This is a genomic window from Sphingobium indicum B90A, from assembly GCF_000264945.2.
Taxonomy (GTDB): domain Bacteria; phylum Pseudomonadota; class Alphaproteobacteria; order Sphingomonadales; family Sphingomonadaceae; genus Sphingobium; species Sphingobium indicum.
Window position 1 is genome coordinate 2302189 of the sequence record NZ_CP013070.1, and the last position, 23640, is coordinate 2325828.

At 66.8% G+C, this 23640-nt stretch carries 17 protein-coding genes and 1 pseudogene; 12 read left to right on the forward strand and 6 right to left on the reverse strand.

Going from position 1 to position 23640, the window contains the following annotated elements:
• The first annotated feature begins 20 nt into the window (after positions 1–20).
• A complete protein-coding gene (locus SIDU_RS11225; protein ID WP_007686423.1) occupies positions 21–368 on the forward strand; it encodes a hypothetical protein in 348 nt (115 codons plus the stop codon).
• An 86-nt stretch (positions 369–454) separates the two neighbouring features.
• Positions 455–1120 carry a Ros/MucR family transcriptional regulator gene (locus SIDU_RS11230; protein ID WP_007686420.1) on the forward strand — a complete coding sequence of 222 codons (666 nt, stop codon included), beginning with the start codon at positions 455–457 and terminating at the stop codon, positions 1118–1120.
• A gap of 66 nt (positions 1121–1186) precedes the next feature.
• On the opposite strand, the gene yaaA is transcribed toward SIDU_RS11230, so the two are convergent.
• Complete coding sequence (yaaA, locus tag SIDU_RS11235; RefSeq protein ID WP_007686418.1) at positions 1187–1939, reverse strand: peroxide stress protein YaaA; 753 nt, start codon at positions 1937–1939, stop codon at positions 1187–1189.
• 746 nt (positions 1940–2685) lie between these two features.
• Here yaaA and SIDU_RS11240 point away from each other — a divergent pair.
• From SIDU_RS11240 to SIDU_RS11275, 8 genes and pseudogenes are all read left to right on the forward strand, one after another.
• Positions 2686–3012, forward strand: a complete 327-nt coding sequence (locus tag SIDU_RS11240) for a hypothetical protein (protein ID WP_007686416.1) — start codon at positions 2686–2688, stop codon at positions 3010–3012.
• On the forward strand, positions 3012–3749 hold the full coding sequence (locus SIDU_RS11245) for a cellulose synthase operon protein YhjQ/BcsQ (RefSeq protein ID WP_007686414.1): 738 nt from the start codon (positions 3012–3014) through the stop codon (positions 3747–3749). Before SIDU_RS11240 ends, SIDU_RS11245 begins: the two co-directional genes overlap by 1 nt.
• Positions 3749–8074, forward strand: coding sequence for a UDP-forming cellulose synthase catalytic subunit (gene bcsA / locus SIDU_RS11250; protein ID WP_007686412.1), 4326 nt, complete (start codon positions 3749–3751; stop codon positions 8072–8074). The genes SIDU_RS11245 and bcsA overlap by 1 nt, the downstream gene beginning before the upstream one ends.
• Before the next feature lie 2 nt (positions 8075–8076).
• A complete protein-coding gene (locus SIDU_RS11255) occupies positions 8077–11448 on the forward strand; it encodes a cellulose biosynthesis protein BcsC (protein ID WP_007686410.1) in 3372 nt (1123 codons plus the stop codon).
• Positions 11448–11924 carry a cellulose biosynthesis protein BcsD gene (gene bcsD / locus SIDU_RS11260; RefSeq protein ID WP_007686408.1) on the forward strand — a complete coding sequence of 159 codons (477 nt, stop codon included), beginning with the start codon at positions 11448–11450 and terminating at the stop codon, positions 11922–11924. Before SIDU_RS11255 ends, bcsD begins: the two co-directional genes overlap by 1 nt.
• A complete protein-coding gene (locus SIDU_RS11265) occupies positions 11914–12924 on the forward strand; it encodes a glycosyl hydrolase family 8 (protein ID WP_007686405.1) in 1011 nt (336 codons plus the stop codon). The genes bcsD and SIDU_RS11265 overlap by 11 nt, the downstream gene beginning before the upstream one ends.
• An 88-nt stretch (positions 12925–13012) precedes the next feature.
• A pseudogene (locus SIDU_RS20030) lies at positions 13013–13102 on the forward strand (DUF4440 domain-containing protein); the annotation flags it as partial.
• 84 nt (positions 13103–13186) lie between these two features.
• Positions 13187–15223, forward strand: coding sequence for a M3 family metallopeptidase (locus SIDU_RS11275; protein WP_007686402.1), 2037 nt, complete (start codon positions 13187–13189; stop codon positions 15221–15223).
• Between the two features lie 220 nt (positions 15224–15443).
• Here the strand turns inward: SIDU_RS11275 and SIDU_RS11280 are convergent, their stop codons facing one another.
• Positions 15444–16175: an SDR family oxidoreductase gene (locus tag SIDU_RS11280; RefSeq protein ID WP_007686400.1), complete on the reverse strand. Its 732-nt coding sequence runs from the start codon at positions 16173–16175 to the stop codon at positions 15444–15446.
• A gap of 23 nt (positions 16176–16198) precedes the next feature.
• The gene (locus SIDU_RS11285) at positions 16199–17488 is read right to left on the reverse strand and encodes an MFS transporter (RefSeq protein ID WP_007686399.1); all 1290 of its coding nucleotides are present in this window, start codon (positions 17486–17488) and stop codon (positions 16199–16201) included.
• 512 nt (positions 17489–18000) lie between these two features.
• On the opposite strand from SIDU_RS11285, the gene SIDU_RS11290 reads away from it, so the two are divergent.
• Positions 18001–18852 (forward strand): SDR family oxidoreductase, encoded by an 852-nt coding sequence (locus SIDU_RS11290; RefSeq protein WP_007686396.1) that lies wholly within the window; start codon positions 18001–18003, stop codon positions 18850–18852.
• 119 nt (positions 18853–18971) lie between these two features.
• On the opposite strand, the gene SIDU_RS11295 is transcribed toward SIDU_RS11290, so the two are convergent.
• From SIDU_RS11295 to SIDU_RS11305, 3 genes are all read right to left on the reverse strand, one after another.
• Positions 18972–21089, reverse strand: a complete 2118-nt coding sequence (locus SIDU_RS11295) for a putative bifunctional diguanylate cyclase/phosphodiesterase (RefSeq protein WP_007686394.1) — start codon at positions 21087–21089, stop codon at positions 18972–18974.
• Between the two features lie 160 nt (positions 21090–21249).
• A complete protein-coding gene (locus SIDU_RS11300) occupies positions 21250–21633 on the reverse strand; it encodes a TonB-dependent receptor (protein WP_233431818.1) in 384 nt (127 codons plus the stop codon).
• A 72-nt stretch (positions 21634–21705) separates the two neighbouring features.
• Complete coding sequence (locus SIDU_RS11305) at positions 21706–22470, reverse strand: IS6-like element IS6100 family transposase (RefSeq protein ID WP_001389365.1); 765 nt, start codon at positions 22468–22470, stop codon at positions 21706–21708.
• Between the two features lie 28 nt (positions 22471–22498).
• Between SIDU_RS11305 and SIDU_RS11315 the strand changes: the two genes are divergently transcribed.
• Positions 22499–23554, forward strand: a complete 1056-nt coding sequence (locus SIDU_RS11315) for an efflux transporter outer membrane subunit (RefSeq protein WP_013041570.1) — start codon at positions 22499–22501, stop codon at positions 23552–23554.
• The last annotated feature ends 86 nt before the right edge of the window (positions 23555–23640 follow it).

Sequence of the window (23640 nt, forward strand, 5' to 3'; positions counted from 1 at the left end):
CTTCAGGCAAGGCTCCAGCAATGACATGCCGCTCCTTTTTCGGCGCCCTCATGCCGGCGGCGGCCCTATGGGCGGCCGCCGCGACCCCGGCGCCAGCCGGCGCGCAGGGACCGGCCACCGACATGGAGGTGCGGTGCGCCGCCGGACGGCGCTTTTTTCTCCGCGCCGATGCAGACCGCGCCACGATCGTCTGGAAGGACGGACAACTCACGCTGGAACGCGGGGCATTGCCGCTGGGCCTATATTATCGCAGCCCCAGGGCGGCGCTCATCATCGACGGCGACTATGTTTCTTTCGTGCCCAGGGGCGACCGGAACTGGCGCGACTGCCGCCTCCTGCCCCGGACCGATGCCGTGGAGCGCGACTGATCATCCCGGCGGGGCAATCCGCCGTTTACAATCCGCATTCCTTTGCGCAAATAGCGCTAACATCCTCCTGAAACGGGTTCGCTGACATGGCCGACGAAGACAAGAACGACATCACCGCCCTCACCGTCCAGTTGCTCAGCGCCTATGTTTCCAGGAACAGCGTGCCGAGCGACAGCCTGGCCGACCTGATCAGGACGACCCGCGCGGCGCTGACGGAAAATGCCGCCGCGGCTGTTGCGGAACCCGCCGCCGAAACCTTCACGCCGGCGGTTTCGGTGCGCAGGAGCCTCGCCTCGCCCGATCGCATCCTCAGCCTGATCGACGGCAGGCCCTACAAGACCCTGAAGCGCCATCTGGCCGCTCACGGCCTGACGCCGGAACAATATCGGGAACGCTACAAGCTGCCCAGCAGCTATCCGCTGGTGGCGCAAAGCTATTCGGAGGCGCGCCGCGCCGTGGCGGAAAAGGCGGGACTGGGCAAGAAGCCGGTCGCCGCCGCAAGCCCGACCGCCGCGCCGCAGGCCAAGGCGGCGGCGCCCAAGGCACCCGAAAAGGCCGCTCCCGCCTCCCGTTCCGATGCCCCGGCAAAGGCCGACGCGCCCGCAAAGGCCGCGGCTCCTAAGAAGGACAAGGCAAAGGACGCGCCCACCCCCATCATATCGAACCGCGGCAATCGCGCCGCGACGTCGGCCTCCGCCAAAAAGGCGCCCGCGCAGGAAAAGGCCCCCGAAGCCGCGACCGCCAAATCCTGATCATGGGCGGGAAGCGAGCGACCGCGGCCCCGCTTCCCATCCCGGCGGTCCCGGCGCCGGATTCGATCAGGCGCGGGTGAAGCGCCAGCGGTCCGGCTCGCTCTCCCCGGCGTCGAAGCGATAACCGTCGCTGTCGAAACCGCGCATCGCCTCGACATCGGTTATGTGATGTTCGCACATCCATCGGGCCATCATGCCGCGCGCCCGCTTGGCGTTGAAGCTGACGAAACGCGGTCCGTCGGGGCCGGGTTCGCGAAAATCGACGTCGATGACGCGGATGCCCGCCAGCTTGCCTTCCACCGCCGCGAAATATTCCTGGCTGGCAAGGTTGAGGATCACGCCCGACCCTTCCTGCGCGACCTGCCCGCGCAACAGGGCGGCGATGCGATCGCCCCACCAGTCGGTCAGCTTGCTGTGGCGCGGCGCCCAGCGCGTTCCCATCTCCAGCCGATAGGGCCGGATCGCATCCAGCGGCCGCAACAGGCCATAAAGGCCCGACAGCATCCGGACATGGTCCTGGGCGAAGGCGATGCCCGCTTCGTCCAGCGTCTGCGCTTCGAAACCGGCATAGACGTCGCCGGCGAAGGCGAACAGGGCCTGCCGCTCCGGCAGGTGGGGAAAATCGCGAAAGCGGTCCGCATTGAGCTTCGCCAGGCGCGGCGAGATATGCATCAGCTCCGACAGCCGCTTCTGCGACAGGTTCGCCGCCGATCTCGCCAGGCTATGCGCCTCTTCAAGGAAATGCGGCGCCGTGACCGGTAGGGGCGGCGGCGCGCTTTCGAAATCCAGCGTCTTGGCGGGGGATAGCAGCACGATCATCGCAGCCTCCGTAGCGGCCGCCCGCCCCTGCGTCAAAAGCCTGCGCCATCATGTTCCGTACGCCGCCGCAGCCGGGAAGTGGCCTAGGGTGTGTGGGGATTCAGCCCATGGCGGGCTGCAAATAGCGGCTTTCTCCGCTTCCGGTGCTCACGTACTGAAGTACGCTGCGTCGAAACGAGTCACCTGCCTCGTTTCGAGGTTCTCGAAATCCACTATTTTCGCCGCGCCCTGAACTGAATCCCCACACACCCTAGACAGCCTCGTCAGGGCTGAAGTCGATACCGCCCAATAAAATCCATCTTCTTCTGCGGAACCGAAACGACTTCGCCGCGCGATTCCGGCTGGGCGCGCCGCCCAGGCGACGATTCTCGCCGGATCGGATCGAATAGTGGCCGCTATTATCCATTCATTATTGGCCAATGCATTGAAATCCTTGCCTGGAATTTACCTGGATCAAGATTTCGAAGGCCTTTCCACCGCTTTCCATCCGCATCCCTGCATCGACCGACCTATCCTCTGGTCGCCCGCATATTGTTCCGTATTGGGAATGACGAAAAGGGTTCGCATGCACATATCACAGGACACAATCTTTTCGAATCAATCGCCTAGCGAAACAAATTCCGTCTTATCCTGATCTACATCAACATTCAGATTTTTGTCGCATTGACCTGTCTTTCTATTAAGAAAGATATAGTAAATTAGCTGTAATCAACAATATACCATTCGTTCACGCATATGGGGGGCCAATGCGCCGCGACGCTCGCAAATTGCTGGAGAAGCTGAACCGCAGGGATTTCGCCTATCGCGAATTCGAGGACAGGTTTTCGGAAACGGAATTATGGCCCATTTTCGCGGCTGTTCTGGGCGACCAGAAGGTGGTGGGCGACGACGCGGCGCGGCTTCCCGTCCCGCAGGTGCGGCAACAGGACGAACGGCCCGCCCCCAGGGCGCCGCAACCCCCGGCCGCGCCCGGCCAGATCTTCGCCCGATATGACGCGCAACCGCGCCGGGCCGCGCCGAAGGCCAATGTCGACCTCAAGGAATTCTTCAACCGCTTCTCGGAGCTGGATTGATGGCGGTCGTCCTGGTTCAATCGCCCAAGGGGGGCACCGGCGCGACGTTTCTGGCGGCCCAGCTTGCCCTGCACCTGGCGGGCAAGGGCTATGAGGTCAACGCGCTCGACTGCACCTTCCAGGATTCGCTGAAGATGCATTTCGGCTTCATGCCGGCGCAGGCCGTGCCGGAATGGGGCGCGGCCGGCGGGGAGCCGCTGGTGGCCTTCGGCGTCAGCGTCATGCAGGGCCATGGCCAGAGCCGCTCCGCCGCCTTCGCGGCGCGGGCCGACCGGGAATATGAGCGGATGTTCGACCCCGGCCATATCTGGGTCGTCGACGTCGCGTCGGAGGACCGGCGCCTGCTGGAGCTGCTGATGCCGCGCTGCGCGCTGCACATCTGCCCGCTGCTGCCCACCGCCGCCTCGCTCGCCACGCTCAACCGCCTCAGCGAGACGGCCCCGGCGATGAAGCTCGACCGCACCGTCTTCGTCCTCAACCAGCTTGACGACCGGCAGAAGCTGTCCCGCCACAGCCACAGCTTCGTCCGCGACCTGTTCGGGGACCAGTTGCTGGCCACCATCCGCCGCGACGAGGCGGTCAATGAAGCGCTCGCCCGGTTCGAACTCATCGGCAAATATGCGCCGACCAGCGCCGCGTTGCAGGATCTGCGCCTGTTCGCCGACGCCGTGGAGGAGCGCATCGGGCTGCGACCCGCCCCGGAAGACGCGAGCATACAGGTCACGGGGGACGCCTGATGTCCCTTCCTTCCCGTTTCGCGCCGCAGGCCCTGCTCAGGCTTGCGGCAGGGCTCCTGGTGGCGGCCGTGGTCATCGTCGTCGTCACGGTGCCGCTCGACCTGGAATCGCAATGGATCTTCGCGCTGACCACCATGGCGGGCGTGATCCTGTTCAACCGTTCGCCCGGCAAGCGGTCGACCATCGCCATCGGCCTGCTGTCGCTGCTGGTGTCCACCCGCTACCTGTTCTGGCGCACGACCCACACGCTGGACTTCGACAGCCTGCCCGCGGCGCTGCTGGGCACGGGCCTCTATCTGGCGGAACTCTACGCCTGGGTCATCCTGGTCCTGGGCCTGTTGCAGACCAGCTGGCCGCTGGACCGCCCGGTGGTGGAGATCGAGGGCGAACCGGACCAGTGGCCGGTCATCGACGTCTATATCCCGACCTATAATGAGAGCCTGGCGATCGTCCAGAACACGGTCTTCGCGGCGATGGACATGGATTATCCGCGCGACCGCTTCCACGTCTATATCCTGGACGACGGCCGCCGCCCCGAATTCCGGGCCTTCGCGCGGCAGGCGGGCTGCGGCTACCTGACGCGGGCCGACAATCTGCACGCCAAGGCGGGCAACCTGAACGCCGCGATGAAGAAGACCGACGGCGAACTGATCGCGATCTTCGACTGCGACCATGTCCCCACCCGCGCCTTCCTGCAGATGACGGTCGGCTGGTTCCAGAAGGACGCGCGGCTGGCGCTGATGCAGACGCCGCACCATTTCTATTCGCCCGACCCGGTGCAGCGCAACCTGGGCAATGTGAAGGAACTGCCGGGCGAAGGCGACCTGTTCTACGGCGCGGTGCAGAAGGGCAACGACCTGTGGAACGCGACCTTCTTCTGCGGGTCGTGCGCGGTCATCCGCCGATCCGCGCTGGAGCAGACCAATGGCTTTGCCGGCGAGACGGTGACGGAGGACGCGCATACCGCGCTGAAACTGCAGCGCATGGGCTGGAACACCGCCTATATCGGCATCCGCCTGTCGGCGGGCCTCGCGACCGAGCGGCTGGTGCTGCATGTCGGCCAGCGCATCCGCTGGGCGCGCGGCATGACGCAGATCATGCGGATCGACAATCCGCTGTTCGGGCCGGGCCTGAACTGGCACCAGCGGCTTTGCTACCTGAACGCGATGCTGCATTTCCAGTTTCCGCTGCCGCGCATCGTGTTCCTGACATCGCCGCTCGCCTATCTGATCGGCGGACAGAACATCATCCATGCGTCGGCCGCGCTGATCTTCGCCTATGCGCTGCCGCACCTGTTCATCTCCACCATGTCGAGCGAGCGCATCCAGGGCGGCGACCGGCGGCCCTTCTGGGGCGAGATCTACGAAACGCTGCTCGCCTTCCATCTGGTGAAGCCGACGCTGTTCACGCTGCTGAACCCGCGCAAGGGCAAGTTCAACGTGACCGACAAGGGCGGCCTGCTGGACCAGACCTATTTCGACGGCACCACGGTGCGGCCGCATGTCATCACCGCGCTGCTGCTGGTGTTCGGCGTCGTCTTCGGCTTCATAAAGCTGAACTTCCCCCTGCTGTTCGACGCGCAGTGGGACACGGTGCTGCTGAACACCGCATGGGCGAGCTTCAGCCTGCTGATCCTGATCGCGGCGATTTCGGTCGCACGGGAACAGCGCCAGGTGCGCGAGAATATCCGCATCACCGCGCAAATGCCGGTCACGCTCTATTTCGACGACGGCTATGTCGTCGACGGGACGACCGTGGACATTTCATTGGGCGGGCTGGCGGCGGAGCTGCCGGACGGTTTCGCGCTGCAGGGGCGCAAGGTCACGGACATCTCGCTGCCGATGGGCGACGAGACGCTGACCATTCCGGTCGACACGGTCCGGCTGGACAATGGCCGGGCGAAGCTGCGCTTCCAGCCGCTCGACATGGTGCGCGCCCGTCATCTGGTGCGCGCCGTCATGGGCCGCGCCGACGCGTGGCAATCGGACAAGCCGCTGGCGCCGGTCGCCGGCCTCAAATCCATCAGGGATATTTTCAGCGTGGGCATCGACACGATCATCGACATATGGCGCCTGCCGCGCCGCCGGAAGAAGGCGATGCGCGCCATGGCCGCCGCCGCGGCCGCCGGGGCGCTCGCCACCACCTCCGCCAACGCGGTTCCGGCCGTGCCGGCGATCAGCCCCGTGGCGGCCGCGCCGGTCCCGGCTTCGACGGGCAGGCCGCAGCGGCTGCCGCTCAGGGACCTGCAGGTCAGGAATCCCATCCGCCTCGCCGGAACGCGGGGCGAATATGGCATTCCCTTCGGCCTGCGCAGCAACCAGGTCGTGACCGCCGCCTCGCTGACCCTGGCCTTCAACTTCTCGCCCTCGCTGCTGGGCGACCTCAGCCAGATTGTCGTCCTGCTGAACGGAGAAGTGGTCAACGCCCTGCCGCTTCGGCCTTCGGACGGCACGACGCAGACGGTCAACGTGCCGATCAACCCGGCGCTGTTCCTGCCGGGCGACAATTCGCTCAACCTGCGCTTCATCGGCCATTACACCCGCGACTGCGAAGACCCCTTCCACAGCTCGCTATGGGCCAATGTCAGCAACACGCGGTCGGTGCTGAACATCACCACCCAGTCGCTGCCGCTGAAGCCTGACCTCGCGCGCCTGCCCGCGCCCTTTTTCGACCGCAACGACAATGTGGCGCTGAAACTGCCCTTCGTCTTCGCGGGCAAGCCCACCAATGGCGAGCTGGAGGCGGCCGCCAGCACCGCATCCTGGTTCGGCGGCATGGCCAGCTATCGCGGCTATTCCTTCAAGCCCAGCTTCGGCCAGATCCCCGCCGGCAACGCCGTGCTGTTCGTGACGCCGGGCCGCCGCATCCCCGGCATCGATCTGCCCGCCGGCCCCGCCGCCACGGTCATCGCCAATCCCGTGGACAGCGATGGCCAGTTGCTGGTCGTCAGCGGCAGCGACGAGAAGCAGTTGAAGCAGGCCGCCGCGGCGCTCGCCATCGGACGGGGCATGCTGGGCGGGGCGAGCGCGTCGCTGGACGGCGTGCGCCTGCCCTCCTTCCCCCGCTATTCCGCGCCGCGCTGGCTGCGGACCGACCGGCCGGTGCGCCTGGGCGAGATCGTGCCGCGCTACGCCCTTCAGGGCATCGGCCTGCCGCCCGGCCCGCTCAGCGCCGGTTTCCATGTCGCGCCCGACCTGTTCTTCTGGCCGCGCCAGGGCGCCAAGCTCGACCTGCGCTACCGCTATCCCTCCGCCCCCTGGCTCGACAAGTCCCGCTCGCGCCTCGACCTGTCGATGAACGGCCAATATCTGACCACCCTGCCGCTGACCGGCGAGCATTGGTGGGACAAATGGTTCGGCGGCGGACGGCCCGCGGCCTATACGTCCCGCGCCGACGTCGTGCTGCCGCGCTACGACCTGTTCGGCCAGAACTCCCTGGTGTTCGACTATAATCTGCTGGTCCAGTCCAAGCAGCGCTGCGAGGGGATGCTGCCCGACAATGTGCGGGTGAGCATCCTGCCGGAAAGCTCGATCGACCTCAGCCACGCCTATCACGCGCTGCACATGCCCGACCTGGCGAGCTTCGCGGGCGGCGGCTATCCCTTCACCGTGCGCCCCGACATGGCGGAGACGGTCGTCCTGCTGCCCGGCGACCCGACGCCCGCCGTGGTCGAGGCGTTCCTGAACGTCATGGGCCGCTTCGGGGACGCCACCGGCGCGCCCGCGATCCGGGCCAGCGTCACCCGGTCGGTCGACGCCGCGCGGATGGCGGGCAAGGACATATTGGTCATTGGCCCCATACAGATCGCCCAGTCGGAATCGCTCTTTTCCGGCGCGCCCGTCTTCTACCAGGACGGCCGGCTGCGCGTCACCGAACGCACGCCGGTGGAGCGCGCCTTCGACCTCTTCTCCCCCTATGAGCGCAGCGACAGCGCCACCGTCGACGGCTTCTTTTCCGGGTCCGACAGTTTCAGCGGCATCGTCGGCTTCCAGTCGCCCTTCGACGCGGAGCGCAGCGTCGTCGCGCTGCTGGCCAGCGATCCCGAAGCGCTGCCCACGCTGGTCAACGGCCTCAACGACACCCGGATCAACGCGCAGGTCCAGGGCGACCTTTCGGTGGTGGACGGCGAAGGCATGGCGAGCTTTGCGGTGGGCGACGGCTATTGGGTCGGATCGCTGCCGATCTGGATGAAGATCGCCTATTGGATGAGCCAGCGGCCGTTCCTGATCGCGCTCGGCGGCCTGCTGGTCGCCTTCCTCATCTCCGCCCCGGTCTATCTGCTGTTCAAGCGGCAGGAAACCCAGCGCCTCGAAGCGGTGAAATGAACATGAAGAAGACGATCTCCCTCCTCGGCCTGCCCCTGCTGGCCATCGCGACGATGCCCCTGGCGCAGGCGGAGGTGCAGGGCGTCGCCCCGCTGCTCAAGCAGGCGCGCTACTGGCAGTCCAAGGGACGCGGCGACCTGGCGCGGCAGGCCTATAACCGGGTGCTGGCCATCGACCCTTCCAATGCGGAGGCGCGGCGCAGCCTTGCCGGCAATGCGCCCCAGGCCAGGCCCGCCCCCCAGGCCAGGCCCGCGCCTCAGCCGAAAGCCGCGCCCAAGGCGCCACCCGCGCCCGCCCAGGCGGCATCCGCCCCGGCACGCACCGCGTCCGCGCGCCCGGCCCGCGCCGACCGGGGCGGCGATGCCCGCGCCGCCGGCTTCCGCGCGCTGGAGGCCGGACAACTCGACAGCGCGGCCGCCCGATTCCGCGCAGCGCTTTCCGCCAATCCCAACGACGCGGACGCGTTGGGCGGCATGGGGATCGTGCGGCTGCGCAAGTCCGAATTCGCGCAGGCCCGCGACCTGCTGACCCGCGCCTCGCGCATCGGCGGCGCGGGCAAATGGGCGGAGGCGTTGCAGTCGGCCCGCTTCTATGCCGATCTCGACTCTGCCCGGACGGCACTCGACAAGGGCGATCTGGCGCAGGCGGAGCGGATCGCCACGGCGCTCACCCAGTCGGACTTCCGCGACAAGGGGCCTGCCGTGTCGGTGCTGGCCAGCGTCTATGAACGGCAGGGCCGCTATAATGAGGCGGCCGAACTCTATCGCCAATTGGGCAAGGCCGGCGCTGGAGCCGCCACCGCCCAGGCCAGCGCCACCCGCAACGAGGCGCGCGCCGCCCTGGACGCGGGCGACGCCGCCCGCGCCGAACAGTTGCTGCGCGCCGCCATGGGCAATGCGCCCGACGACCCCTGGGTCGCCTACGACCTTGCCGGGCTGCTCCAGCAGCAGGGCCGCGTGGCGGAGCAGGACGCGCTCGTCCGCCAGCTTTCCTATTCGGAAAAGGCCGAACCGCTCTACGCCGCCTCGCTGATCCTCGACCGGGCGGGCCGCACCGGCGATGCGCAAGCCGTCGCAGCGCGCATCCCGGAAGGGCAGCGCACGGCGGAGATGCGCAATTTCATTGCCGGCCTCGGCATATCCGCCACCATCGCGCAGGCGAAGGCCGCAGGGGCGCGGGGCGCGCAGGGCCAGGGGCTCGCCATGTTGCGCCAGGCGTCGGAGATGCGCGGCCTGTCCGCCGACCGCATGGGCGCGCTGGCGCAGGGCATGCTGGAACTGGGCGATGCGCGCGGCGCGGGTCAGCTGGCGGCGCAGGCGCTGGACGCCCCCGCCAATGACGCGGGCGCCTATGACGCGGCGGTGCGCGTGCTGGCGCAGACCGGGCAGGATGGCCTGGCCATGAGCGCCGTGCAGAAGGCCTCGGCGCTGGCCGGCCCCTCGCTCCAGGGCCAACGCAGCCTCGGCAATCTGAAGGCGACGCTGGCCGCCGCGCAGGCGGACCGGATGCGGCAGGCGGGCCAGTTCGCCCCCGCCTTCGACCTTCTGCAGGCGGCATGGAACGATGCGCCGGGCAATGAGGAAATCCTTTCGGCCCTGGCGCGGCTGTACCAGTCGGGCGGCCTCAACGCGCAGGCGGCGCAGACCTTCCGCATGCTGCTGGCGCAGAAGCCGGCGGATCGCGACGCCATGGTGGGCCTGATCGACACGGCCAGCGCGTCGGGCGACATGGACACGGCGCGCGCCGTCGCCCAGCAGGCGATCCAGACGCACCCGGCCGATTACCGCGTCTATATGGCGGCGGCCCGCATGGCCCAGACCCGCGGCAGCGACGGCGACGCGGCGCGTTACCTCAAGACCGCCAGGGCGCTCTACATGCGCGAAACCGGCATGGCGCCCGGAGCGGTCATGGCGAACGGCAACCCGTTCGCGGCGGCGCCCCAATCGGCCAATCCCTTCCGCGCCATGGCCGCGCCGCAGCCGGTCAATCCCTTCGCGCTCGGCAGCAATCCCACGGCCCTGCCGGCGCCCTACGCGCCGCCCATGGGCTTCGCCCCGCAGCAGCCGGCGGGATCAGCCTATGCCCCGCCCGCCCCGGCTGCCATGCCCGCCTACCCGCCCGCGCCGGGCTATGCCGCCGCCGGTCTTCCCGGCATGGCGGCCCCTGCGCCCTATTATGGCGATCCGGCCATCGGCATGGCGAACCTCCCCGCCGATCCGGTGCTGGCGGAGATCGACCGGCAATTGCAGCAATCCGCCGAGGAAAGCGGCCCCCGCGTGGACGTCGACACCGGATACCGCTCCCGCTCCGGTGAAACGGGCCTCAGCAAATTGCGCGAAATGACCGGCGGCGCCTCCCTCTCCGCTCCTGTCGCGGGCGGCCGGGCGGGCATCAAGGCGACGGCGGTCGTGCTGGATTCCGGCCGCCCGACCGGATCGGGGCTCGCCCGCTTCGGCACCAACGCCACGCCCGAAGCGCAGGGGATCGTGGACGAGCAGCCGTCCCAGCTCGCCAATGCCGAAACCCAGCACCAGTCCGGCGTCGCCGTCACCGCCAGCTATGTCAGCAAGCTGCTGAAGCTGGAGGCGGGCGTCACGCCGCTGGGCTTCCCCAAGGAGCATGTCACCGGCAGGATCGAACTGACGCCCCGCCTGTCGACCAACGCGACCGCCCGCATCTGGGCCGACCGGAAGCCGGTGACCGACAGCATCATCGCCTATGCGGGCACCGACGATCCGCGCAGCGGCGCCTTCTGGGGCGCGGTGATGAAAAGCGGCGGCGGCCTGTCCCTGTCCTATGACCGCAACGGCAACGGCGTCTATGCCGACGGTTCCTTCTATCATTATGACGGCACGGCGGTGCGCGACAATGACAGCGTGGAAATCAATGCCGGCGGCTATTTGCGGGCGTGGCAGAATGCGCGTTCCGGCGTTTCGGTCGGCTTCAACGTCAATTACCAGAATTACGACAACAACCAGAACTATTTTACCTATGGCCATGGCGGCTATTTCAGCCCGCAGAGCTTCCTCAGCGTCAATTTCCCGATCCGCTACTGGACGAATGACGGCCCGATGAGCATCCAGGCCAGCGTCGCGCCCGGCTATCAAAGCTATGATCAGCAGGGCGAGCCGGTCTATCCGACGGAGCCGGGCGCGCAGGGCGTGCTGGATTTCCTCAAGAGCCAGAACAGCGACGTGCGTTCCAGCTATGACAGCATCAGCAAGACCGGCTTCGGCCTGTCGGCGAGCGGCGCGATTTCCTATCGGGTCAGCCCGAATACGCGGCTGGGCGGGGAACTGAATATCAACACTTTCGGTGAATATAAGGAGTTCAAGACGCTGATCGGACTCAAGCAGAATATCGGAGGCAATTGATGTTGTTCGTAAAGGATTTCCCGGTGGCGGGCGATCAGGACATCGCCATGCTCGCATCCGGCGCGGAGGCCGCGCAGCGCTTCGTCAGCCTGATCCTGGCCGAAATCGCCTCCGCCGCCACGGCGGAACAGATGCAGGGCTTTTTCCGGGCGGTCGGCGCGCGGCTTGCCAAAAGCCATCCGATCGTCAATGCCAAGGATATGGACAGGCTGACCCAGCACGGCAATCTGGTCTGGGACAGGCTGCATTGGGGCAGCGTCCGATTCGAACTGGACGATGAAGGCATCGACATCTTCCATGACGGCCTGCCCGAAAGGCTGGAGGGCGATGCCGACGGCATATGGGCCGGGGTCGCGCCCTTCATCCTTGAGGGCGCCTATGACGCCTGGTTCCGGCAGATGGGCAGCGGCGAACGGCTCAGCACCCGGATTTCGCGCAGCCAGGGCGGGCATGTCGAACTGCGTCATGGGATTTGAACGGCGGGCGATCCTGACCGCCCTCGCCTTTGCTCTCACGACCGGCTGCGCCCGCGCCAGACCCTCGGACGGCCTGATGCTCGATCCCACGCTCTGGCAGGGCTACAAGACCCGCTTCCTGACGCCGGAGGGCAGGATCGTCGACAATGGCAATGGCGGCGTCAGCCATAGCGAGGGCCAGGGATATGGCATGGCGCTGGCGCAGGCGGCGGGCGACGGCGCGGCCTTCGAGGGCATGGCGCGCTGGACCGCCCAGACCCTGTTGCGCAAGGACGTGGCGCTGCATAGCTGGCGCTACACGCCCGGCCGCGCCGATCCGGTGGCCGATCCCAATAATGCGACCGACGGCGACCTGCTGATCGCCTGGGCGCTGCTGATGGCGGGCCGCCGCTGGGGCAAGCCGGACTATCTCCAGCAATCGGCGGCGATCCGGGGCGCTGTCGCGCAGAAGCTGATCGTGCAGCGCCACGGCTTCACCCTGCTGCTGCCGGGCCTCGTCGGCTTCGCCAAGGCGGACCGGGTGATCGTCAACCCATCCTATTATGTCTGGCCGGCGATAGACGCCTTCGCCCGGCTGGAACCGCGCATCTGGGGTCCGCTGGCAACCGACGGGATGAAGATCCTGAAGGCGGCGCGCTTCGGCCCATCGGGCCTGCCCGCCGACTGGCTCGACATCAAGGGCAAGGGCGTGGTCGAACCGGCGGAGGGACGCGATCCCGTCTTCGGCTTCGAGGGCATCCGCGTCCCGCTCTACTGCCTGATGAGCGGACGGCGCGGCGCATGCGACGCGATCGCGCGCTATTGGCTCGCCCTCGTCCGCGCCGGCAAGCCGCTGCCCGCCTGGGTGAATGTGGTCACGGGCGAAACCGCGCCCTATGCGCTTTCCGCCGGCGCCACCGCCATCGCCGGACGCCTGCTGAACCGCAACCTGCCGGCCGGCGGCGTCGATCAGGACTATTATGCCGCAACGCTGGGACTGATGAACCAGATGCGGATTTGACCGGCTTTCCAGGTGGTTTCCCGTCATTCTCCGTTCGTCACCCCGGGCTTGACCCGGGGTCCCGCTTTTCTTGTAAACCAGCGCCCAGCCCAAGGCATCGGGAAGCTACAGCGCCAAATGGCGGCAGGTCGGCGCGGATTGGGTCATCGAAGCGGAAATATACCTGACGCTCGCCTGACCGGAAACGCTTGAACCGCCGCCAGCCAGCGCCCAATTAAAGGCTGTTCCTCATCCCGCAGAGGCCAGCCAGCCGCGAGTAGCCATGACCGCCGACAATCCCCTCCTTGCCGATAGCGACCTGCCCGATTTCGCCGCCATCCGGCCCGCCCATGTCGTCCCCGCCATGGAGACGGCGATCGCGGCCCACCGCGCCGCCGTCGAAGGGATCGCCGCCGGCGGGAAGGACGATTTCGACGCGGTCATCCTCGCCGCCGAGCGCGCCGATTTCCTGCTGTCGCGGGTCTGGTCGCCGGTCGGGCATCTCGCCTCCGTCGCCGACACGCCCGAATTGCGGGAGGCGCATGCCGCCGCCCAGGCGCTGATGACCGCCTATCTGATGGAGGCGGGGCAGAACCGCGCCCATCACGACGCCGTCGCCCGGCTGGCCGCCCGCCCCGATTTCGCCAGCCTGCCGCCCGCCGCCCGGCGCGCCGTCGATCTCGCCCTGCGCGGCTTCCGCCTGGCGGGCGTCGCGCTGGAGGGGGAGGCGCGGCAACGCTTCCTCGACATCGGGGTGGAGTTGAGCGACCTCAGCACCAAATTCGGCAATGCGGTGCTCGACGCGACCGAAGCCTGGAGCGAGCATGTCACCGACGAAGCGGCGCTGGAAGGAGTGCCGGACAGCGACAGGGCGATCCTGGCCGCCTATGCGCGGGAAAAGGGGCTGCCGGGCTGGCTGATCACCCTGCGCCAGCCCAGCGTGCTGGCGATCCTCTATCACGCCAGGGATCGGGCGCTGCGGGAGCGGGTCTATCGCGCCTACAACACCCGCGCCTCCGACCAGGCGGACGACAAGAGCCACGACAACAGCGAGAGGATCGACGCGATCATGGCGCTGCGCCATGAGGCCGCGCAGATTTTGGGCTTTGCCGATTCCGCCGCCCATTCGCTGGAAACCAAGATGGCGGCCGACGCTGACGAGGCGCTGGCATTCCTCGCCGACCTCGCCCGGCGGGCGCGGCCGGTGGGGGAGCGCGAACTGGCCGAAGCCCGCGCCTTCGCCGCCGAGCATCTGGGGCTGGACGATGTGCGGCCCTGGGATCTTTCCTATGTCGCCGAAGCGATGCGCCGCACGCTGCACGGCGTCGATCAGGAGGCGCTGAAGGCCTATTTCCCCCTGCCCCGCGTGCTTGCCGGGACGCAGGCGTTGATAGAGCGCCTGTTCAACCTTCGCCTCGTCGCCCGGCAGGGCGTGTCGACCTGGCATCCCGACGTGCTGTTCTACGACCTGCTGGACGCGGACGGCGCCGTGGTGGCGGGCGTCTATCTGGACCTGTTCGCGCGGGCGGGCAAGCGGGGCGGGGCGTGGATGGACGTCTGCCGCTCGCGCTTCCGCGATGCCGACCGGCTGCATCTGCCCATCGCCTATCTCACCACCAATTTCGCGCCGCCCGCCGGCGACCGGCCCTCGCTGGTGACGCATAATGACGTGGTGACGCTGTTCCACGAATTCGGCCATGTGCTGCATCACCTGCTGACCGAGGTGGACCTGCCCTCCATCGGCGGCATCAGCGGCGTGGAGTGGGACGCGGTGGAACTGCCCAGCCAGTTCATGGAGAATTTCGCCTGGGACCGGGACACGCTGATCGGCCTGTCAGGCCATGTCGACAGCGGCGAGCCGCTGCCGCGGGCGATGTTCGACCGGCTGCTGGCGGCGCGGCAGTTCCAGGCGGGCCTGGCCATTTTGCGCCAGATCGAGTTCGCGACCTTCGACCTGCTGCTCCACCGCGACTACGACCCGGCGCGGGGCGCGCGGGTGAACGCCATGCTGGACCAGGTGCGCAAGGCGGTGGCCGTGGTCCATCCGCCGGAATGGAACCGCTTTGCCCATGCGTTCAGCCATATCTTCGCGGGCGGCTATGCGGCGGGCTATTATTCCTATCTCTGGGCCGAACTGCTGTCGGCCGACGCCTTCGAGATCTTCGCGCATGCCGACATTCCGGGCGGGGGCGCGACCGCCTTCCGGCGCGAGATCCTCGCGGCGGGGGCCAGCCGCCCCGCCGCAGAGAATTTCCGCGCCTTCGCCGGGCGCGCGCCGGAGGTCGACGCGCTGTTGCGGATGCGGGGATTGGCGGCCTGAGTGGCGGGTGGGTCGAGAGCGGACCTATCCTGTTCTCCCCATCGGGAGATGGAGGGGGACCGCGCGAAGCGTGGTGGAGGGGAAGATGCGCAGGTCACGCCATTTCCCCTCCACCGCCGCCTTCGGCGGCGTCGAAGAGAGTCGCGTGCCTCTCTTCGACCCTCCCCGCGCTGCGCGTAGGGAGGAATTTTGGTTCTTGCTTTCGCGGGAACGGCTTGGATTAAAAGTGGGCGGTGTAGCCGCCGTCCACCGCCAGCACCTGCCCCGTCACATAGGACGCCGCGTCCGAAGCCAGGAACAGGACCGGCCCGACAATCTCCTCCGGCCGTCCCCATCGCCCCAGCGAGGTGCGCCGGGCCAGATGATCGGCGACGGCGGGGTCCGCGGTCATCTCCTCATTGGCCTCGGTCGCGAAATAGCCGGGCGCGACGGCATTGACGGTGATCCCCCGGCCGCCCAGTTCCGCCGCCAGCGCCCGCGTCAGCGCGTCCAGCCCCCCCTTCGCCATGGTGTAGGCCGCATCGCCCGACCGGGCGATCTGCCCGGCGATGGAGGTGATGTTGACGATCCGCCCGCCCGCCCCCATGCCGGCCGCGACCGTCCGGGCCAGGTCGAAGGGCGCGACCAGATTGATCTCCAACATCCGCCGCGCCGCCGGCCGGTCCAGCTCTCCGATCGGCCTGCGGTCGCGATGGCCGGCATTGTTGACCAATATGTCGACCGGCCCGCATGCGCCGAGCGCCGCCCGAAGCGCCTCGCCATCCTCCAGGTCGAAGATCAACGGCGCGCTCGTCCCGCCCAGCGCGGCGATGGCGGCGGCCGTCGCCTGGAGCGGCTCCGCCCTTCGCCCATGGAGCAGCACATGCGCCCCCGCCCCGGCAAGGCCCAGCGCGATTTCGCGTCCCAGGCCGCGCCCGGCTCCGGTGACGAGGGCGATCTTCCCTTGCAGCATCCATGCCTCCTCCACCCGGCCGCTCAGGCGAGGGCGAAGGTTTTGCTCCGCCCGCGATTGATCAGCAGCACCATTCCCGCCCCGATCAGGCACAATATCCCCGCCGCGACGAAGGCGGGCATATAGCTTTGCCAGACGGTGCGGGAAAGGCCGCCCGCCAGCGCCGCGCTCGCCGCGCCGAGCTGATGCCCGGCGAAGATCCAGCCGAACACCACATTGGCCCGCTCCGGCCCGAAGCGCTGCGCCGTCAGCTTGACCGTCGGCGGCACGGTCGCGACCCAGTCCAGGCCATAGAACATCGCGAAGACCGTCAGGCTGTAGAGAGAGAAGTCGCTGAACGGCAGGTAGAGCAGCGACAGCCCGCGCAGGCCATAATAGCAGAACAGCAGCCAGCGATTGTCGAACCGATCCGACAGCCAGCCCGACCCCAGCGTGCCCGCGAAATCGAACAGCCCCATCATCGCCAGCATCGACGCCGCGCCCACCGCCGCCAGCCCGTAATCGCCGCACAGGGCGATGAAATGCGTCTGGACCAGCCCGTTGGTGCTGGCCCCGCAGATGTAGAAGGAGAAGAACAATATCCAGAAGCTGGGCACCCGCGCCGCATCGGCCAATATGCGCAGCGGGCTCATCAGCAGGGCGCCCAAGCCGGCCGGCTGCGGCGGGGCGGGATGCACCGCGCTCTCGCCATAGGGCGGCAGGCCGAGGTCGGCGGGACGGTCGCGCATCAGCAGCAGCACGACCAGCGCCGCCAGCAGGACCGCGCCGCACACCAGCAGGACGGATGCGCGCCAGCCGAACCGCTCGGTCAAGGCGGCGAGCAGCGGCAGGAAGGCCAGTTGGCCCGTGGCGGTGCTGGCCGACAGCAACCCCATGACCAGGCCCCGCCTGTGCGTGAACCAGCGCGTGGCGACGGTGGCGCCCAGCACCATGGCGGTCAGGCCCGTGCCGATGCCGATGACGACGCCCCACAGCAGGACGAGCTGCCACAACCGGGTCATGCCCATGGACAGCAGCAACCCGACGACGATGATCGCCAGCGAGACCAGCATCATCCGCCGCACGCCAAAACGGTTCATGAAGGCGGCGGCGAACGGCCCCATCCCGCCGAAGAGGAGGAAGCGTATGGCCAGCGCCCCGGAAATGTCGGCCGCGCTCCAGCCGAACTCCCTTTGCAGGGGGATGATGAACACGCCGGGCGCGCCCACGGCCCCCGCGACGACCAGCATGGTGAGGAAGGTCGCGGCCAGCACGGCCCAGCCATAATGGATGTGGCACGCGCCCATTTGGCGGGCGAGAGTCGCTGACAGCATGAAGGCCCCGTTCCCGATGGATCGACCGGCGTTAAATGACGATCGTCATCGCAGGGTCAAGGGGCCAGTTGGCGCAATATGGACATGGATGGGCGGGCGCCCGGCTGTCCCGACATTCGGCTCGCGCTGGACTGATGTCGATACAGCCCAGGCAGCGGGACAAATTCAAGACCCGCCGGACTGAGTTGATTAGGATGGGAAGCGTCATTCCCCCTCCCGCAAGCGGGAGGGGGTTAGGGGGTGAGCTGGCGCAACATCCGCGTTGTTTTGCAACGGCCAAGTCAGAAGCTCCCCCGGATCAAGTCCGGGGTCGCGCCCACCCCTGGCCCCTCCCGCCTGCGGGAGGGGAATGTCTTGGACCGGCCACTTCCCGACATGTTCGAACTTGTCCACGCGACCCAGCGCAGTGAGGCCCATCGCATGTCTCCACCCGCCCCATTCGCGCGCCGAACCGGGCCTTGGCCAATGAACTCCCCGGCAGGCGGCGAGTTCTTCGGGAAAGGAGATGTGCGATGCCCGACACCGAAGAGATGATCCATGAGGATGGCCTGCCCGGCCATGAAAGCCGGCTGGAGCCCAAGCCCGAATGGGAACCGCACTATCCCGGCTCAGGCAGGCTGGCGGGAAAGATGGCCATCGTCACCGGCGCCGACAGCGGGATCGGGCGGGCGGTGGCGGCGCTCTATGCCCGCGAAGGGGCCGACATCGCGATATTCTACCTGTGCGAACATGACGATGCGGAAAAGACCGCGGACATCGTCCGGGCGGAAGGGCGGCGGGCGCTGACCATCGCGGGCGACCTGGGCGACCGGGACTTCTGCCATCGCGCCGTGGCGCGGGTGGTGGAGGAATTCGGGCGGATCGACATACTCGTCAACAATGCGGGGGAGCAGCATCCCGACAGCGACATCACCGACATCAGCGAGGAACAGCTGCGCCGCACCTTCCAGACCAACATCTTCGCCATGTTCTTCCTGACCCAGGCGGTGCGCCCGCATCTGAAGCGCGGGGCGGCCATCGTCAACTGCACTTCCGTCACCATGTACCAGGGGTCGAAGGAACTGCTCGACTATTCCAGCACGAAGGGCGCGATCACCGCCTTCACCCGGTCGCTGTCGGAAAATCTGGTGGGGGACGGCATCCGGGTGAACGCCGTCGCGCCGGGGCCGATCTGGACGCCGCTCAACCCCAGCGGCGGGGCAAGCCCGGAGAAGCTGGAACATTTCGGGGAGAGCACGCCCATGGGCAGGCCCGGCCAGCCCAATGAGGTCGCCCCCTCCTTCCTCTTCCTGGCCTGCGACGACGCCAGCTACATGTCGGGCCAGGTGCTGCATCCCAATGGCGGCACCATCGTCAACGGCTAGGCAGCGCGGACAAATCAAGCCTCGCCAGACTGAGTGATTTGGGTGGGGAGCGGACGTTTCTGATCCTCCCCATCGATAGATGGGGAGGTGGCAGCGCGAAGCGGCGTCGAAGAGCCTCTTCAGGCGCTCCGCGACCCCGTCCGGCTTTCGCCGCGAATGCCGGGCGGGGGCCAGGCCGCGGCCCGCCGGTTCAGGGTGACGATGGCGCTGTTCTCGCCCCAGGACTGGATCAGCGCGGGGATATTCTCCGACGGGGCGGGCCGGCCGAAATAGAAGCCCTGGGCATAGTCGCAGCCCATCTCCCGCAGCCTGATCGACTGGTCGGCTTCCTCCACCCCTTCGGCCACGACCTTCATGTTGAGCGCCCGGCCCAGCGTGACCAGCGCGGAAACGATGGCGCCGTCGCTTTCGCGCGCCGTCACCCCGCTGACGAAGGATCGGTCGATCTTCAGCGTGCTGACCGGCAGCGACCGCAAATGGGAAAGAGAGGCGAAGCCCGTCCCGAAATCGTCCAGGGCCAGCGGGATGTTGCACATGTGCAGTTCGTCGATGGAACGGCGCACCGTATCCGACGCCGCGCCCAGGAACACGCCCTCTGTGATCTCGATCTCGATCGAATCGGGCGCGATCGAATAGCGGTCCATCGTCTCGATCAGCCGGCCGGCGAAGCGCTCCCGCCGCAATTCGGCCGACGACACGTTGATGGCGACATGCCCCACCGGCAAGCCGCGCGCGCGCCAGGCGGCCATGTCGGCGAACACCTGGCTGGTCATGGTCTGCCCGATCATGTCGGCCACGTCATGATCGTCGAACGCGGCATAGATCTCCGCCGGCGATCGGATGGTGCCGCAACTGTCGCGCCACCGCAGCAGCGCCTCGAACCCGACCAGCTCGCCGGTCTGCAACGACACCTTGGGCTGGTAATAGCTGATGATCGTGCCGTCGCGCACGGCGGTCCGCGCCCGGTTGATCATGGCCACGCGTTCCTGCATGTCCTCCAGCAGCGACTGCTCGAACATCTGCATCCGCCCGCGCCCCAGCGACTTGGCGCGATAGAGCGCCAGGTCGGCATGGCGCAGCAGTTCCGTCGCCACGCGCCCGTCTTCGGGGAAGGCCGCCACGCCGATGCTGACCCCGCATTCGAGCGATCGCCCGGCGGCGAACAGCGTCTCCCTGATGGTGAGGACGCGATTGGCCAGGTCGGCAAGCTGCTGCCGGCTTTCGACATTCTCGATCAATATGGCGAATTCGTCGCCGCCCAGCCGCGCCACCACGCCGTCTCCGGCGAAGATGTCCTTCAGGCGAGAGGCAAAGCTTTTCAGCAGATCGTCGCCGGCATGATGGCCCATCAGGTCGTTGACGTCCTTGAAATTGTCGATGTCCAGCAGGAACACGCCGACCTTCCTGAATTCGGTCAGCGCCTTGGCCAGCGCCTTGTCCAGGCAGGCGTTGAACATCGCCCGGTTGGGCAGCTCGGTCAGCGAGTCATGCTCGGCGTTCCAGCGCATCTGCTCCTCGATCAGCACGCTTTCATGGATGTCCTCGGTATAGCCGTACCAGCGGATGATCCGGCCTTCCTCGTCCCGCCGGGGATAGGCCTGCGCCCGCATCCAGCGATACTGGTCGTTGACCATCAGCCGCACCCGCACGTCGAAGGGTTCGCCGGTGGCATGGGACTGGGCGACGCGCCGGGTCACCGGCTCGATGTCGTCGGGATGGGTGGCCGAAAGCCAGCCCGACCCTTCCGCCTCGTCGCGTTCAAGGCCGGAACTTTCCAGCCACCGATCGGTGAAGTCGATGATCCGGCCTTCCGCATCGGCAATCCAGGGAAGTTGCGGATTATATTCGACGATCAGCCGCAGATTTTCCATGCTGCGCCGGAGCAGCTCGATTTCCGCATGCTCGCTGGTGACGTCGATCGCCACCAGTTCGAAAACCGTCCGGTCCAGCGGCGCGGACCGTGCCCGCGCAAGAATGCGAACATTCCTCAGCTCGCCGAAATCGCCTTTCAGCGTCAGCGTCGTTTCGGCTTCCCGCTCCTTGCGAACGGCGCGGACGAACTGAAAGATCGGCTTGCGGAATATGCCGCACACCCCGCGCAGCCAGCGGAAAAATTGCTGCGATTCCCGAAGGCCAAAGCGATGCGCGGCGGCAGGATCGGGGTGGAGCCGGCCATCGCCGTCCACCGCGCACCGCAAAACGCCAGCCGACGCCAGTATCTGCTGGTCGCCATCCATCGGGTCCTGCCTGTCTTCCCACTCATCAGGTGACCGCGATGAAATCTGGTCCGCCATTCTACTCCCGCAATTCCGACGCCGATCGCGCTACGAATGATTCACCATCCGCTGGCTAAGATTTGATTAATGGCCCGCCCTGGGGGACCACCGCCCAGCATGCTCAAAATGTCGACGAAAGGCTGACGCCATAGGTGCGCGGGGCGCCGTAGGCCGCCGTGCGGAATACGCCCAATCCGGATCGATCGTCGGCATAGGTCCTGTAAATCTCGTCGGTCAGGTTCCTGACCCAGGCGGCGATGTCCCATTTGCCGCGGCGCAGGCCGAGACGCAGGTTGACCAGGGTCCGCGGACCGGATTTGAAACCGTCGGAATTGGTCGGTTCGAAATAGACGGTGGAGCGGTGATCCATGTCGGCCCGGGCGAAAATCGTTCCGAAAGCCACGGGAACCTCGTAACTGACCGCGCCATAGCCTGAAAAATGCGGCGCCAGCACCAGGTCGTTACCCGCGCAGTCCATGCTGCCGCCGCCCACCGACGCGGGCACGCCGCAATTGTCGAACCGGGCTCTGTTGCAAAGATTGGCGGCAGTCAGAGGTAGGCTGTCGCTCTGCGCCGATCAGGCGGCTGCTGCGAAATGGTGGTTGAGCATGCCCATGGCCTCCGTCAGCGCCGAGGGCCCAATGCCAAAAGCTCTCTCCACAAGGCGCACCTCGCCCCTGATGCCGGGCTGCAGGCACCAGGGGCGAGCCTGTCCTTTGCGCAGGGCTCGCATGACTTCGAATCCCTTGATCGTGGCATAGGCCGTGGGGATCGATTTGAAACCGCGCACCGGCTTGATCAGTATCTTGAGCTTTCCGTGATCGGCCTCGATCACGTTATTGAGATACTTCACCTGCCGGTGGGCCGTCTCCCGGTCCAGCTTTCCTTCGCGCTTCAATTCGGTGATCGCTGCACCATAGCTCGGCGCTTTGTCGGTATTGAGCGTGGCAGGCTTTTCCCAGTGCTTCAGGCCTCGCAGGGCCTTGCCCAGGAACCGCTTCGCTGCCTTGGCGCTGCGGGTCGGCGACAGGTAGAAATCGATCGTGTCGCCCCGCTTGTCGACTGCCCGGTACAGGTAGGTCCACTTGCCCCGCACCTTGACGTAGGTTTCATCCAGGCGCCAGCTCGGATCAAAGCCACGCCGCCAGAACCAGCGCAGCCGCTTCTCCATCTCCGGGGCGTAGCACTGGACCCAGCGATAGATCGTCGTATGGTCGACCGAAATGCCGCGTTCCGCCAGCATTTCCTCAAGGTCGCGATAGCTGATCGGATAGCGACAATACCAGCGCACCGCCCACAGGATCACATCACCCTGGAAATGGCGCCACTTGAAATCCGTCATCGTTCCGTCCGTCCAATCTCCGCCAAGCATGCTCAAGCTTCACGATTTTTGCAACAGAGCCCGCTACTCGATCGGCGTTGGCGTCACAGGATTCGAGCTCGATTTCTGGGGCCGGGTGCGCAACCTTTCTGACGCAGCGCGCTCGCAATATCTAGCAACCGTGCAGGCTGAACGGGCGTTCCGCCTCGCGTTGATCCGGGATGTGGCCTCGACCTATTTTGCTTCCCGGGAAGCCGACGAGCGGATCGCCCTTGCCGAAGCTACGGTACGCAGCCGGCAGGAAGGCCTCCGCATAGCCGAGCGTCGCCTTGAAGCCGGGGTGACTTCAGCTCTTGATTTTCGACAGGCGGAGTCGCTACTGACTCAAGCCGAAACGGAGTTGGCCAGCCTGCGCTTGGCCGAGGCGCAGAGTGAGAACTTCCTGGCCGTACTCTTGGGCGGACCCGTTCCTGTCGGGCTCACGGTGCCGCTGACGCTGGCTGACCAGAAAAACGGAACGGTGATTGCCGCCGGATTACCCTCCGAGCTGATGGTGACTCGACCGGACATATTGGCGGCAGAAGAGAAACTGCGGGCAGCGCGTGCCAATATCGGTGCTGCTCGGGCAGCCTTCTTTCCATCCATCTCACTAACCGGTAGTATCGGTTTCGCTTCAACTGATCTTGGGAATTTGATCGGAAACGAAGGACTGAGCTGGAGCTTTGGACCTTCGATCAGCCTACCCATCTTCGATTGGGGTGCGAGGAAGGGCAATCTGAGCGTGGCTGAGGCACGTGAGGATATTGCCATCGCCGAATACGAACGCACCATTCAGGGAGCTTTCCGCGAAGTTGCGGACGCCCTTGCCGGGCGCCGCTGGCTTGCTGAACAGGTCGCCGCGCAGGTTCGTGCCACTGCGGCACAGCGAGCGATCGCCGATCTTGCCCGCACTCGCTACCGCGAGGGCGTCGCAAATTACCTTGAAGTGCTCGATGCCGAACGGAATCTGTTCATCGCGGAACAGACACTGATACAGCTGCGTCGCGCCGAGCTGGATGCTCTCGTCTCTCTGTATGTCGCTCTGGGCGGCGGCCAGCAAGGGTAATGGTGGTAATGTTCCACCGACGGGCCTTGGCTATTGATCATGACAACCTACAGATCGGTCCGCCGATAAATTCCCTGACCTATATA

Coding starts and splice junctions, on each gene's coding strand:
- bcsD (WP_007686408.1), top strand. CDS start 11,448: ATGTTGTTCGTAAAGGATTTCCCGGTGGCGGGCGATCAGGACATCGCC.
- SIDU_RS11275 (WP_007686402.1), top strand. CDS start 13,187: ATGACCGCCGACAATCCCCTCCTTGCCGATAGCGACCTGCCCGATTTC.
- bcsA (WP_007686412.1), top strand. CDS start 3,749: ATGTCCCTTCCTTCCCGTTTCGCGCCGCAGGCCCTGCTCAGGCTTGCG.
- SIDU_RS11240 (WP_007686416.1), top strand. CDS start 2,686: ATGCGCCGCGACGCTCGCAAATTGCTGGAGAAGCTGAACCGCAGGGAT.
- yaaA (WP_007686418.1), bottom strand. CDS start 1,939: ATGATCGTGCTGCTATCCCCCGCCAAGACGCTGGATTTCGAAAGCGCG.
- SIDU_RS11295 (WP_007686394.1), bottom strand. CDS start 21,089: ATGGATGGCGACCAGCAGATACTGGCGTCGGCTGGCGTTTTGCGGTGC.
- SIDU_RS11285 (WP_007686399.1), bottom strand. CDS start 17,488: ATGCTGTCAGCGACTCTCGCCCGCCAAATGGGCGCGTGCCACATCCAT.
- SIDU_RS11305 (WP_001389365.1), bottom strand. CDS start 22,470: ATGACGGATTTCAAGTGGCGCCATTTCCAGGGTGATGTGATCCTGTGG.
- SIDU_RS11225 (WP_007686423.1), top strand. CDS start 21: ATGACATGCCGCTCCTTTTTCGGCGCCCTCATGCCGGCGGCGGCCCTA.
- SIDU_RS11255 (WP_007686410.1), top strand. CDS start 8,077: ATGAAGAAGACGATCTCCCTCCTCGGCCTGCCCCTGCTGGCCATCGCG.
- SIDU_RS11265 (WP_007686405.1), top strand. CDS start 11,914: ATGGGATTTGAACGGCGGGCGATCCTGACCGCCCTCGCCTTTGCTCTC.
- SIDU_RS11230 (WP_007686420.1), top strand. CDS start 455: ATGGCCGACGAAGACAAGAACGACATCACCGCCCTCACCGTCCAGTTG.
- SIDU_RS11245 (WP_007686414.1), top strand. CDS start 3,012: ATGGCGGTCGTCCTGGTTCAATCGCCCAAGGGGGGCACCGGCGCGACG.
- SIDU_RS11290 (WP_007686396.1), top strand. CDS start 18,001: ATGCCCGACACCGAAGAGATGATCCATGAGGATGGCCTGCCCGGCCAT.
- SIDU_RS11315 (WP_013041570.1), top strand. CDS start 22,499: ATGCTCAAGCTTCACGATTTTTGCAACAGAGCCCGCTACTCGATCGGC.
- SIDU_RS11280 (WP_007686400.1), bottom strand. CDS start 16,175: ATGCTGCAAGGGAAGATCGCCCTCGTCACCGGAGCCGGGCGCGGCCTG.